We start from the raw sequence: 12,602 nt of genomic DNA on the forward strand, positions 1-12,602 counted from the left end.
GGCGGCGGCACATGAGCTGGGTGATCGAGAACGGGCTGACGCTGGTCGGCGACGACTGGAGCGAGCGGAACCTGCATGTCTCCGGCGGGCATGTCGCCGACCGGACGGCGGAGCGGCCGCGCCGGCTCGACGCGGCAGGCCTGCTGGTGCTGCCCGGGATCATCGACATTCACGGTGACGCTTTCGAGCGGCAGATCATGCCGCGCCCGGGCGTGCGCTTCGATGTCGGCCTGGCGCTGCGCGACACCGACCGCCAGCTGGTCGCCAACGGCATCACCACGACGTTCCACGGCGTGACGATCTCCTGGGAGCCGGGGCTGCGCTCGCTGGAGGCGGCCCGCGGCTTCATCGCTTCGCTCTACGCGCTGCGCCCGCGTCTCAGCTGCGACACGCGGCTGCATCTGCGCTGGGAGACCTTCGCGCTGGACGCGGTGGCGGAAGTCGCCGGGTGGCTGGCGCTGGAGCCGTCGCCGATCCTCGCCTTCAACGACCACACGACCGGCTCGGTGCTGAAGGGCACGATCGCTCGCAAGATCGGCCAGATGGCCGAGCGCTCGGGTCTTTCCCGCGACGACTACATGGCGCTGCTCGAAGCAGTCTGGTCGCGGCGAGAAGACGTGCCCCACGCCATCGCGGAACTGGCAGCGGCGGCGCGGGCGGGCGGCAACGTGTTGCTCGCCCACGACGAGGCCTCACCCGAGGAGCGCGCCCGCTTCCGGGTGCTCGGCGCACGCTCCTGCGAGTTTCCGCTGAACGTCGAGACGGCAGCCGCGGCCCGCGCGGCCGGCGAGGACGTCATCCTCGGCGCGCCGAATGTCGTGCGCGGCGGCAGCCACAACGGCGCGATGGACGCGCGCACCGCGATCGAAGCCGGCCACTGCTCGGTGCTCACCAGCGACTATCACTATCCCTCGCCGCTGCACGCGGCCTTCGCCTTGGCGGATGGCGACCTTGCCGCCCTGGCGCGCCATTGGCGTCTCGTTTCGACCAACGCGGCGCGGGCCGCCGGCCTGCCGGACCGCGGCAGCCTGACCCAAGGCAAGCGGGCGGACCTGATCCTGGTGGACATGACGGACAGGCACCATCCCGAAGTCGTCGCGACGATGGTTGCGGGGCGCATCGTCCACGCCCGGCGGCCGCTCGGCGAACTGGCGGTTGCCACGCCGGCGAGCGCCGTGCCGGAAATGGCGGGATGAGCCGATGAGCAGCAATGTCTCACGCCGCGTCGCCGATACGCCGGACTTCGGCGAGTTGGTGTTCCGGCCGCGCAGCGACGCGCCAATCTGGCAGCAGATCCACGACCACGTGCTGGCGCTGATCGAGGACGGAAGGCTGCAACCGGGCAGCCAGCTGCCGGGCGAGGTGCATCTGGCCGAGATGTTCGGGGTCACGCGGATCACGCTGCGCCAGGCGCTGCTGCAATTGCAGCAGGAGGGGCACCTCACCTCGCGCAAGGGCGTCGGCGTGTTCGTGCGCAGCCCGCCCTCGGCCCTGTCGGTGCGCGACGGCAGCCGCTTCTTCGACAGCCTGCGCGCCGACGGCAAGCTGGTCGAGACCCGGACGCTGGTGCTGGCGGAGGAAGCGGCGGACGCGGCGGCGGCCGCGCAGCTGCACCTGCCGGTCGGCGCGCCGGTCATCCGGCTGCGCCGGGTGCGCGCCGCCGACGGCCAGCCGATCCACGCCAGCACCAAGATCCTGCCGGCGAAACTCCTTCCGGACTTCGCCGCCGTCTATGCGCGGCGGCAGTCGGTCACCGACGTCTTCGTCGCGCACGGCATCGGCAAGTACCGCCGCCTCGAGACCCGGATCAGCGGCGGCTTCGCGACGGCCGAAGAGGCGAGCCAGCTGGAGCTGAACCCCGGCACGCCGGTGTTCCGCACCAGCGCCGTCAACGCCGACGCGGCCGGCAACCGCATCGAATGGGGCACCGGCTGCTGGCTGCTGACCTCGGTCGACTTCGTCTTCTGACGGGCGGCCGTTCCGGCCTTTCGCCGGGCGTCCCATGCGGGATGCCCAGCATGCCCTGAGGTTCGTTACTAGGTGGGATACGCGCTGGCGCCGCCATGCGCGGCGGACCATTCCATTGGATTGTTGAGGAAGGCTTCCACTTCGCCGAGCGTCCGGTCGTCGAAATAGCCCTGGTCCTTGGCGACCTTCAGCACGTCCCACCACGTCGCGAGCGAATGCATCTGCAGCCCGAAATCGCCGAGCACCTTCTTGGTGTCGGGGAAGATGTCGTAGTGGAAGATGACGAAGGTGTGCTCCACCGTCATGCCGGCGGCGCGCATCGCCTCGCAGAAGTTGATCTTGGAGCGTCCGTCGGTCGAGAGGTCCTCGACGAGGACGACGCGGGCGCCTTCGCGGAAATCCCCCTCGATCTGCGCGTCGCGGCCGAAGCCCTTGGGCTTCTTGCGGACATACTGCATGGGCAGGGAAAGCCGGTCGGCGATCCAGGCCGCGAAGGGGATGCCGGCCGTCTCGCCGCCGGCGATGGCGTCGACCGACTCGAAGCCGATGTCGCGCAGGATGACCGAGGCGGCGAAGTCCATCAGCGTGGTGCGCACGCGCGGATAGGAGATCAGCTTGCGGCAGTCGATATAGACCGGGCTCGCCCAGCCGGAGGTGAAACGGTAAGGCTCGTCGGCCCTGAAGTGAACCGCCTTCACCTCCAGAAGCATTTTCGCGGTGAGTTCGGCGATCAGCGTCTTGTCGGTGAAGCTCGTCACAGGTCCGTCCTTTTCTGGATACCGTCCGCCCGGCCGCCATCGGCGCCGATCGACCGACGGCGCCTCGTTCTCCGGACGCCGTACCCTTAATCGCTCTTTTCCCGCGCCCACAACACCCCCGGCGGGGTTTCCTCCGGCAAATGACGGGATCGCGCCATGTCCGGCTCTCCTTCAACTGCTGCACCGCGCTGGATGGAGCCGTCTTCGGGCCCCGGCGCCCGCCATGCCTCCGCGCCGCCGCGACCGCCCGGGCGCTTGCGATCGCACACGATAGGCGCAGTTGGCGCTGCCGCAGGTGCAGCGCCGTCCGATCCGTGCTCCAAGCATCCCGGTTGCCAATTCACGAGGACGCCTGATGCAGATCGAGATCCATGCCGACAGCGGCGCCCTGGCCAAGGCGGCCGCGGCGCAGGGAGCCGAGGCCATCCGCGCTGCCGTGGCCGCCAAGGGCAGCGCCGTCGTCGTGCTGGCGACGGGCGCCAGCCAGATCGCCATGCTGGCTGAACTGACGCGCGCCGACCTCGACTGGACCAAGGTCACGGTCTTCCATCTCGACGAATATGTCGGCCTCGGCATCGACCATCCGGCGAGCTTCCGCCGCTATCTGCAGGAGCGCTTCGTCGATCAGGTGGCGGGGCTGAAGGCCTTCGTCGCGGTGGACGGCGACGCCGACGACATCGCGGCCGAAGTCGCCCGGCTCAACCGGCTTCTCGCCGGCGCAACCGTCGACGTCTGCTTCGCCGGCATCGGCGAGAACTGCCATCTCGCCTTCAACGATCCGCCGGCGGATTTCGCGGCGGAGGATCCCTACATCGTAGTCGAGCTGGACGAGGCGTGCCGGCGCCAGCAGCTTGGCGAGGGCTGGTTCCCGACGCTCGAGGACGTGCCGCGCCGGGCGGTGTCGATGAGCGTTTGCCAGATCATGAAGGCGCAGACGATCGTCCTGTCGGTGCCGGACGAGCGGAAGGCCGAGGCCGTGGCGCAAGCCGTCGAGACCGAGGTCTCGCCCGCTTTTCCCGCCTCGATCCTGCAGCGCCATCCCGCCACCACGCTGCATCTCGACCCGGCCTCCGCCAGCCGGCTGAAGCCCGGCGCCGCCTGAGGGCGCCGGCAGGGCTGCAAGGCGGCCGGCCCGCCAGGCTAGGCCTGCGCCGCCCCCGTGCCGGGCGCGGCATCCGCAGCCGGCGAAGCCAGCGCGCGGATCTCGCGCTCGGCCCGCTGCAGGATCTCGTAGGCGCGGCGCTTGCGGGCATGGAAGGCGGCAAGCGCCGGGTTGGGCGCGATCTCCTCGCCCACCCGGCACATCTGCGCGGCGGCGTGGGCAATGTCGGGAAAGGCCCCGGCGGCGACCGCGCCGATGATCGCGCCGCCGAGCAGGACCGGCTCGGGCGTCCGGGGCAGGGCGACGGTCAGCCCGGTCGCGTCGGCAAGGATTCGACGCAGCAGCGGCGAACGGGCCGCCCCGCCCGAGGCGACGATCGTGCCGAGGCCGACTCCCTTGTCGCGCATCGCCTCGACGATCTGGCCGGTGCCGTAGGACAGGCCGCAAAGCCCGGCGACGAAGAGGCGGACGAGGCTCGCCTCGCTGGTCTCGAGGCCGAGGCCGGCGATCACCGCAGTGGCGTCGGGGTCGGCCTCCGGCGAACGGTTGCCGAGGAATTCCGGGACGATGTGCAGCCCCCCGGCGAGCGTCGCCGCCGCCTCGACCGAGCCGGCGGTCTCGATCGCCCGGCGCTCCAGATGGTCGAGCACCGAACGGCCTTCGGCGGCCGCCGTCGCCTTGGCCGCCGCGAAGGCCGGATGCAGCGCGACGAGATAGTCGAGCGCCGCCCCATAGGCCGACTGGCCGCCCTCCAGCAGCCAGTAGCCGGGCAGCAGCGAGTCCTTGTACGGGCCCCAGACGCCGTCGACGAAGGCGACGTCGCGCGTCACCGCCATGGCGCAGGACGAGGTGCCCATGATCAGCGCCAGTTCGGCCGAGGGCTCGGCGGCGCTGCCGTCGGCGCGGCGCCCACCCAGCGTGCCGATGCCGCCGGAATGCGCGTCGATGACCGGGGCGCCGACCGGCGTGCCGGCGGGCAGGCCGAAATCGGCGGCGGCGGCTTCGCCGAGGCCGTTGCCGAGCGGCGTCGCGATGTCGACCACCTCGGCGCCGATGCGCACGAAATCCTCCGCGGCGAATTCCTCCAGCCCGACGGTGCGGAAATAGTCGGGGTCCCAGCGGCCCTCATGCGCGAGATAGGTCCATTTGCAGGTGAGGGTGCAGACCGAGCGGGCAAGGCTGCCGGTGGCCCGCCAGGAGAGATAGTCGGCAAGGTCGAAGAAATGCGCGGCGCGGGCGAAGATTTCGGGCCGATTCTCCTTCAGCCACAGCAGCTTGGGCGTCTCCATCTCCGGCGAGATGACGCCGCCGACATAGCGCAGCACCGGATGCTTCGTCGCGTTGATGCGGCGCGTCTGGTCGAGGGCGCGGTGGTCCATCCAGACGATGATGTCGCGCTGGGGATCCTCAGAAGGGCCGACCGGCAGCCCCTTGCCGTCGGCGCCAACGACGACCAGCGAACAGGTCGCGTCGAAGCCGAGGCCCTTGACCGCGGCGGGCTCGATCCCGGCCTTCTCGACCGCCTCGCGCACCGAGGCGACGACGGCGGCCCAGATGTCGGCGGAGGACTGCTCGACGAGGCCGTGGTCCTCGCGCCACAGGCGGATGTCGCGCCGGGCGGTGCCGAGCAGCCGCCCCTCGCGGTCGAAGACCCCGGCGCGCGCGCTGCCCGTGCCGACGTCGACGCCGATGAAAGCCTCGCCCATACCCAACCTCCCCACGAAAATCCCCCGCGCCTTTCGGGCGCGAGGGACGGGGTAGCACAGCTCGGGAGGAGCGGCGAAGGGCCGGCAGGATCAAATCACCAGCAGGTGTAGCCACCATCGGCGAGGACGATCGAACCGGTCATCAGGCTGGAGGCGTCGCTGGCCAGGAAGTGGACGACCGAGGCGATCTCGTCGGGCTGGCCGACGCGGCCCATCGGCGTCATCTCCAGCCAGACCTTGTACATGTCCGGGTCTTCCTCGATCCCGAACTTGGTCAGCGGCGTCTCGATATAGGTCGGCGCCACGGCATTGACGCGCACGCCGCGCCGGCCCCATTCGGCGGCGAGCGACTTGGTGAGATGGTGCACCGCCGCCTTGGAAGCGTTGTAGAAGCTCTGCGGCTGCGGCTTGTTGACGATGAAGCCGGACATCGAGCCGATATTGACGATCGAGCCGGAGCCCGCCTCCAGCATCTTCCGGCCGAACTCGCGGCAGCACCAGAACAGCCCGTCGAGATTGACGTCCATGTGGAAGCGCCAGTGCTCGTCGCTGGTGTCCTCGGCCCGCACGTCGGACTTGGCGACGCCGGCATTGTTGACGAGGATGTCGACGCGGCCGTGATCGGCGACCACCTTGTCGGCCAGCGCTGCGACGTCGGCCGACCTGGTCACGTCGACCGTCGCGCCGTGCGCCGCATGGCCTTTTTCCTTGAGGCGCGCCACGCAGGCCTCGACCCGCGACGGGTCCATGTCGGCGACGACCACCGTCGCGCCGGCCTCGGCCAATGCCGTGGCGCAGGCCTCGCCGATGCCCTGTCCGGCGCCGGTGACGACGGCGACCCGGCCGGTCAGATCGAATTTTTCGAGATACATTTCCTGCGATCCTGTTGCAGTTCAACTCATCCAGTTGCCGCCGTCGACATTGTAGGTCTGCGACACGACATACCGGCTCTCATCGGAGGCGAGGAAGATCGCCATGCCGGTCAGATCCTCTGCGGTTCCCATGCGGCCGAACGGCACTTCGGCGGCGACCTGCCGCTTCTTCTCGCCCGGCTGCAGGTTCTCGTATTTCGCGAACAGCGCGTCGACGCCGTCCCAGTGCTCGCCGTCCACCACGCCGGGGGCGATGGCGTTGACGTTGATGCCGTGTTTGATCAGCGCGAGGCCCGCCGACTGGGTCAGCGAGATCACCGCCGCCTTGGTGGCGCAGTAGACCGTCACCAGCGCCTCGCCGCGCCGGCCCGCCTGGCTCGCCATGTTGATGATCTTGCCGCCGCGCCCGGCCGCGATCATCGCCCGCGAGACGGCGCGCATCATGAACAGCGGGCCCTTCACGTTGACTGCGAACAGCCTCTCGTAGGACGCTTCGGTCACCTCGTTGACCGGCGCCATGTCGAACAGGGCGGCGTTGTTGACGAGGATGTCGATCGGCGCCTCGGCGGCAAGACTTTCGACCAGCGCGTCGACGGCATCGACGTTGGTCACGTCGAGCTGGCGCCACTGCGTGCCCTGGCCGATCTCCTCGGCGGCGCGGGCCGCGGCATCGGCGTCGATGTCGAGCAGCACGACGCCGGCGCCTTCGCGCACATAGGCCTCGGCGAACGCCTTGCCGATGCCGCGCCCGGCGCCGGTGATCAGCGCGCGCCTGCCTTCGAGACGTCTCATCGAATGCCCAGCCCCTGGTCGTCGAAGCGGTGGATGTGGGCCTCCTCGGGCGTCAGCCAGACCGGGTCGCCGTGGCGGACCCGGTAGTCGCCGGGCGAGCGGGCGGTCACCTGCTCGCCGCTGTCGAGCTTGACGTGGACGAAGGTGTCGGAGCCGAGATGTTCCGATACGCCGGCCGTGCCCTTGAGCAGCCCGCTGGTGCTGGAGATCGCCAGGTGCTCGGGCCGGATACCGACGGTCGGCGCGCCGAACTGGCTGGCATAGGTGCCGGTGAGGAAGTTCATCCGCGGCGAGCCGATGAAGCCGGCGACGAAGCGGTTGGCGGGCCGGGCGTAGAGCTCCAGCGGCGAGCCCACCTGCTCGACCCGGCCGCGGTTGAGCACGACGATCTTGTCGGCCATGGTCATCGCCTCGACCTGATCGTGGGTGACGTAGATCATCGTCGTCTGCAGCTGCTGGTGCAGTTCGGAGAGCTCCAGCCGCATGTTGACGCGCAGCGCCGCGTCGAGATTCGACAGCGGCTCGTCGAACAGGAAGCCTTTCGGCTGGCGCACGATCGCCCGGCCGATGGCGACGCGCTGGCGCTGGCCGCCGGAGAGGTCGCGCGGGCGGCGTTCGAGATAGTCGGTGAGGTTCAGCGTCGCCGCCGCTTCCTCGACCCGCTTGGCGATATCGGCCTTGGACTGGCCGGCCATCTTCAGCGGAAAGCCGATATTGGCGCGCACGCTCATGTGCGGATAGAGCGCGTAGGACTGGAACACCATCGCCAGCTGGCGCTTGGCTGGCGATACCGACGTGACGTCCTGGCCGTCGATGCGGATCTCACCGCCGGAGACGTCCTCGAGCCCGGCGATCAGGCGCAGCAGGGTCGACTTGCCGCAGCCGGACGGGCCGACGAAGACAACGAACTCGCCGTCCGCGATGTCGAGGTCGAGCCCCGGGATGATGACGACGTCGCCGAAGCTCTTGCTGACGTTGCGAAGGGTGATGGCGCTCATGGCGGGCTCCTACTTGACGGCGCCGAAGGTCAGGCCGCGCACGAGCTGGCGCTGCGAGAACCATCCGATGATGAGGATCGGCGCGATGGCCATGGTCGAGGCCGCCGACAGCTTGGCGTAGAAATTGCCCTGCGGGCTGGAGAACGAGGCGATGAACGCGGTCAGCGGCGCCGCATCGGTCGTCGTCAGGTTCAGCGTCCAGAACGCCTCGTTCCAGGCGAGGATCACCGACAACAGGACGGTGGAGGCGATGCCGGGGACGGCCATCGGCGCCAGCACCTGGGTGATCTCCTTCATCAGCGTCGCGCCGTCCATGCGCGCCGCCTCGAGGATCTCGACCGGGATTTCGCGGAAATAGGTGTAGAGCATCCAGACCATGATCGGCAGGTTGATCAGGAACAGGACGACGATCAGGCCGGTCCGCGTGTCGAGCAGGCCCATGTCGCGGAAGATCAGGTAGATCGGCACCAGCACGCCGACGGCCGGCAGCATCTTGGTCGAGAGCATCCACAACAGGATGTTCTTGGTCGACTTGGTCGGCGAGAACGCCATCGCCCAGGCCGCCGGGACGGCGAAGATCAGCCCGACCAGGGTCGAGCCGAGCGCCAGGTAGACCGAGTTCATCATGAAGCGGAAATAGTTCGAGCGCTCCTGCACCTCGACGTAGTTCTCCAGCGTCCAGTCGAAGAACACCCATTGCGGCGGGATCGAGATCGCTGCGAGCTCGGTCTTGAACGAGGTGATCACGGTCCAGAGCACCGGAAAGAAGATCAGCAGGCCGACCGTCCAGCCGAGGACGGTGAAGCCGATCTTGCGGCGGGTGGAGACTGCGCGGGCCATGATCCTGTCTCCCTTACGCGTCGAGGTTCTTGCCGATGAGGCGGACGAGGAAGAAGGCGACGATGTTGGCCAGCACCACGGCGACGATGCCGCCCGCCGAGGCGCCGCCGACGTCGAACTGCAGCAGCGCCTGGCTGTAGACGAGATACGGGATGTTGGTGGTCTGCAGGCCCGGCCCGCCGCTCGTCGTCACGTAGATCTCGGCGAAGATCGACAGCAGGAAGATGGTCTGGATCAGGATCACCACGGTGATCGCGCGGGCCATGTGCGGCAGGGTGATGTACCAGAAGATCGATAGCGCCTTGGCGCCGTCCATCTCGGCGGCTTCCTTCTGGTCCTCCGACAGCGACTGCAGGGCGGTCAGCAGGATCAGCGTCGAGAAGGGCAGCCACTGCCAGGCGACGATGATGATCACGGCGGTCAGCGGCGCGTTGGAAAACCAGTCGATCGCGCCGATCCCGACGAACTCGAGGGCCTGGCCGATCACCCCGTAGACCGGGTTCATCATCATGTTCTTCCAGACCAGCGCGGCGACGGTCGGCATGACGAAGAACGGCGCGATGACCAGCAGCCGGACGATCGAGACGCCGTAGAAGACCTGGTCGAGGAGGAGGGCGAGCAGGATGCCCCCGCCGACGGTGATGATCAGAACGCCGACGACCAGCGTCAGGGTGTTCTGCAGGGCGGTCAGGAAGGCGGGGTCGGAGAGGAAGAAGCGGTAGTTCATCAGGCCGATGAACGGCGTCTCGGCGGGGTTGAACAGATTGTAGTTCAGGGTCGAGAAATACAGCGTCAGCGACAGCGGCACGATCATCCAGATCAGCAGCGCGATCACGGAGGGCGCCATCATCAGGCGCGCGGCCGACTTCGTCTGGAGTGTCGCCATCGGCGTGTTCCCTGTCTGGAACCGGCGGTCGGGATGCGTCCCGTCGTTAACCCGCGCAAAGGAGCGGCGGGAGGACGGGCGCGGCTGTCTAGGGCGTCGAAAGCGTTGGCGCGGCCCTGCGGCTGCGGGGTGAGGCGCCCCCTCGCAAGGGGACGCCTCTCGGTAATTGCTCGGGAGGCAATTACTTGATGTAGCCGGCGCGGGTCATCTCGCGGGTGGCCGCCTGCTGTGCCGCCGACAGCGCCTGCTCGACGCTCATGCTGCCGGATACTGCGGCCGCCATCTGCTGGCCGACGGCCGTGCCGAGGCCCTGGAACTCCGGGATCGCGGCGAACTGCAGCCCGACATAGGGCTTGTCGTCCTTGATCGAGGGGTCGGCATTGTTGATGGCGTTGAGCGTCGCCTCGGCGAACGGCGCCTTGCTGGTATAGGCCTCGTTCTCGTAGAGCGAGGTGCGGGTGCCGGGGGGCACGTTGGCCCAGCCTTCCTTCTCGGCGACCAGCTCGAGATAGTCCTTCGACGTCGCCCAGCCGATGAAGGTCTCGGCGGCCTCGGCCTTCTGCGAACCCGCCGGGATCGCCAGCGACCATGCCCACAGCCAGTTCGCGCCCTTGTTAGGGCAGTTCTCGATGCCGCACGGGAACGGCGCGAAGCCGACATTCTCGGCCACCTGGCTTTCCTTCGGGTTGGTCACGAAGGAGGCCGCCACGGTCGCGTCCATCCACATGGCGCAGCGGCCCTGATTGAACAGCGACAGGTTCTCGTTGAAGCCGTTCGAGGCGGCGCCCGGAGGCCCGTACTCGGTCATCATCCGCACATACTGGTCGACCGCGGTCTTCCAGCCTTCGCTCTCGAACTGCGGCTGCCAGGATGCATCGAAATAGTTGGCGCCGTAGGAGCGGGCCATCGCGCCGAGGAAGGCCATGTTCTCGCCCCAGCCCGGCTTGCCGCGCAGGCAGATGCCGTAGACGTCGTCATTGGTTTCCGAGATCTTCTTGGCGGCCTGCTCGATGAAATCCCAGGTCGGCGCCGCCGGCATTTCCAGTCCGGCCGCCTCGAACAGGTCCTTGCGGTAGAGCGTCATCGCGCTCTCGGCGTAGAACGGCGCGGCATAGAGCTTGCCGTTGGCCGACAGGGCCTCGCGGATCGGCGGCAGGATGTCGTCGACGTCATAGTCGTCGCCGAGGTTTTCCAGCGGCACCAGCCAGTCGTTCGCGGCCCAGATCGGAACCTCGTAGGTGCCGATCGTCATCACGTCGAACTGGCCGCCCGAGGTGGCGATGTCGGTGGTGACGCGCTGGCGCAGCACGTTCTCCTCGAGCGTCACCCAGTTGAGGGCGATGTCGGGATGCTTCTCGGTGAAATCCTGCGTCAGACCCTGCATGCGGATCATGTCGCCGTTGTTGACCGTGGCGATGGTCAGCGTCGTCTGCGCCCCGGCCGCGCCGACGAACGCGAAAAGGGAAATGGCACCTGTGGCTAAAGCACGGCGGAACATCATAAAGCCTCCCAGCTCCACGTGAGCAATTCTTCATTACCGGAGCAAATTCCCACCGAGCCCGCGCGCTGTCAAACGATTTGCATGCGGCAGCGCACCATCAGCGGCGCGGCAGCGCGCTGACGGAGGGGTGCAAAGCAGCCGGATCGGATCAGAGGTCGAGTAGCGCCGTCGCGGTGTCCTGGTCGGTGACGATGCCGTTGACGAGACGGCCGGCCAGCGCGGCGCGCATCGGCGGGGTCTTCACCGGCCCCATGCCGAGCATGATCACTTCGCCCTTGCTGGTGGGCGGCAGCGGCGCGCTGGCGACGCGATCGTTGAACGAGCAGTCGAGCAGCCGGCCCTGGCGGTCGAAGACCCAGCCGACGATCTCGCCGATGCCGCCGTCGCGCACCAGCGACGCGCATTCGTCGGCCGTGACGAACCCGTCCTTGACCAGCGGCGCGTCCGGTCCGACGTCGCCGACGCCGACGAAGGTGACGTTGGCCTCGGCGGCCAGCGCCAGGGTCGAGCGCACCACCTTCTGCTCGTGCAGCAGCATGCGCTCCTGCTTGGAGGACGCCACGGCGGGCGTCGGCATCGGGTAATGCGCCGCGCGGATCCGGTCGGCCATCGAGAAGATGACGTTGTAGACCGAGGCCGAGCCGTCGAGCGTGATGTTCGCCGTCAGCGAGACGATGCGGTGCTGCGGACATTCCATGCGGGGCAGATGCTCCACCACGGATTTCAGCGTGCGCCCGGTTCCCATGGCGATGACCAGCGGCTCGCTCTGCCGCAGGCGCCGCTCCATCTCGGCGGCGCCCGCCAGCGCGATGCCGAGCGTCGTCGACGTCGAGGCGGGGTCGGAGGGAACCACCTCGGCAAAGCCGATGCCGAAGCGTTCGCGCAGCCGTGCCGCCAGGTCGAGGCAGGCGGCGATCGGATGGTCGATGCGCACCTTGACCAGCCCGGCGGTCACCGAAAGCGACACGAGGCGCTGGGCGCTCTGGCGCGAGATGCTCAGCGTCCGCGCGATCTCGTCTTGGGTCTTGCCGGCGACGTAGTATAGCCAGCCCGCGCGGGCCGCGTCGTCGAGCCGGCTGTCGTCATCGGCCCGCCGCGCCATCGTCAGTCTGTTTCCCGCCATGCCATGCGCCGGATACATAATCCGTTCGCGCCGCGAGCGCTACGGACGGCGATCCC

12 protein-coding genes are annotated in these 12,602 nt (G+C 68.6%); 3 read left to right on the forward strand and 9 right to left on the reverse strand.

Annotated elements, in window-relative coordinates:
* Positions 1-11 precede the first annotated feature (11 nt).
* Together LXB15_RS00130 and phnF are read left to right on the forward strand one after the other, a co-directional pair.
* Complete coding sequence (locus tag LXB15_RS00130) at positions 12-1,196, forward strand: alpha-D-ribose 1-methylphosphonate 5-triphosphate diphosphatase (protein WP_233950293.1); 1,185 nt, start codon at positions 12-14, stop codon at positions 1,194-1,196.
* A 4-nt stretch (positions 1,197-1,200) separates the two neighbouring features.
* Positions 1,201-1,968, forward strand: a complete 768-nt coding sequence (phnF, locus tag LXB15_RS00135) for a phosphonate metabolism transcriptional regulator PhnF (RefSeq protein WP_233950294.1) — start codon at positions 1,201-1,203, stop codon at positions 1,966-1,968.
* A 68-nt stretch (positions 1,969-2,036) separates the two neighbouring features.
* Here phnF and LXB15_RS00140 read toward each other — a convergent pair whose 3' ends face one another.
* Positions 2,037-2,726: an orotate phosphoribosyltransferase gene (locus LXB15_RS00140; protein ID WP_255696627.1), complete on the reverse strand. Its 690-nt coding sequence runs from the start codon at positions 2,724-2,726 to the stop codon at positions 2,037-2,039.
* A 355-nt stretch (positions 2,727-3,081) separates the two neighbouring features.
* Between LXB15_RS00140 and LXB15_RS00145 the strand changes: the two genes are divergently transcribed.
* A complete protein-coding gene (locus LXB15_RS00145) occupies positions 3,082-3,828 on the forward strand; it encodes a glucosamine-6-phosphate deaminase (RefSeq protein WP_233950295.1) in 747 nt (248 codons plus the stop codon).
* A gap of 38 nt (positions 3,829-3,866) precedes the next feature.
* On the opposite strand, the gene LXB15_RS00150 is transcribed toward LXB15_RS00145, so the two are convergent.
* The 8 genes from LXB15_RS00150 to LXB15_RS00185 all read right to left on the reverse strand — a co-directional run bounded on the left by LXB15_RS00150 (position 3,867) and on the right by LXB15_RS00185 (position 12,525).
* Positions 3,867-5,534, reverse strand: coding sequence for an FGGY-family carbohydrate kinase (locus LXB15_RS00150; RefSeq protein WP_233950296.1), 1,668 nt, complete (start codon positions 5,532-5,534; stop codon positions 3,867-3,869).
* Positions 5,535-5,629: 95 nt separating this feature from the next.
* Positions 5,630-6,406, reverse strand: coding sequence for an SDR family NAD(P)-dependent oxidoreductase (locus LXB15_RS00155; protein WP_233950297.1), 777 nt, complete (start codon positions 6,404-6,406; stop codon positions 5,630-5,632).
* A gap of 21 nt (positions 6,407-6,427) precedes the next feature.
* Entirely contained in the window at positions 6,428-7,198 is a 771-nt protein-coding gene (locus tag LXB15_RS00160; RefSeq protein WP_233950298.1) for an L-iditol 2-dehydrogenase, read from the reverse strand.
* Positions 7,195-8,196: an ABC transporter ATP-binding protein gene (locus tag LXB15_RS00165; protein WP_233950299.1), complete on the reverse strand. Its 1,002-nt coding sequence runs from the start codon at positions 8,194-8,196 to the stop codon at positions 7,195-7,197. The genes LXB15_RS00160 and LXB15_RS00165 overlap by 4 nt, the downstream gene beginning before the upstream one ends.
* A gap of 9 nt (positions 8,197-8,205) precedes the next feature.
* Positions 8,206-9,036, reverse strand: coding sequence for a carbohydrate ABC transporter permease (locus LXB15_RS00170; RefSeq protein ID WP_233950300.1), 831 nt, complete (start codon positions 9,034-9,036; stop codon positions 8,206-8,208).
* 13 nt (positions 9,037-9,049) lie between these two features.
* On the reverse strand, positions 9,050-9,922 hold the full coding sequence (locus LXB15_RS00175; protein WP_233950301.1) for a carbohydrate ABC transporter permease: 873 nt from the start codon (positions 9,920-9,922) through the stop codon (positions 9,050-9,052).
* A 181-nt stretch (positions 9,923-10,103) separates the two neighbouring features.
* On the reverse strand, positions 10,104-11,420 hold the full coding sequence (locus tag LXB15_RS00180; protein ID WP_233953280.1) for a sugar ABC transporter substrate-binding protein: 1,317 nt from the start codon (positions 11,418-11,420) through the stop codon (positions 10,104-10,106).
* 151 nt (positions 11,421-11,571) lie between these two features.
* Positions 11,572-12,525 (reverse strand): sugar-binding transcriptional regulator, encoded by a 954-nt coding sequence (locus LXB15_RS00185; RefSeq protein WP_233953281.1) that lies wholly within the window; start codon positions 12,523-12,525, stop codon positions 11,572-11,574.
* Positions 12,526-12,602: the final 77 nt, after the last annotated feature.

Origin of the sequence: Aurantimonas sp. HBX-1 (assembly GCF_021391535.1) — a bacterium.
In the GTDB taxonomy this organism is placed as follows: Bacteria; Pseudomonadota; Alphaproteobacteria; order Rhizobiales; family Rhizobiaceae; genus Aurantimonas.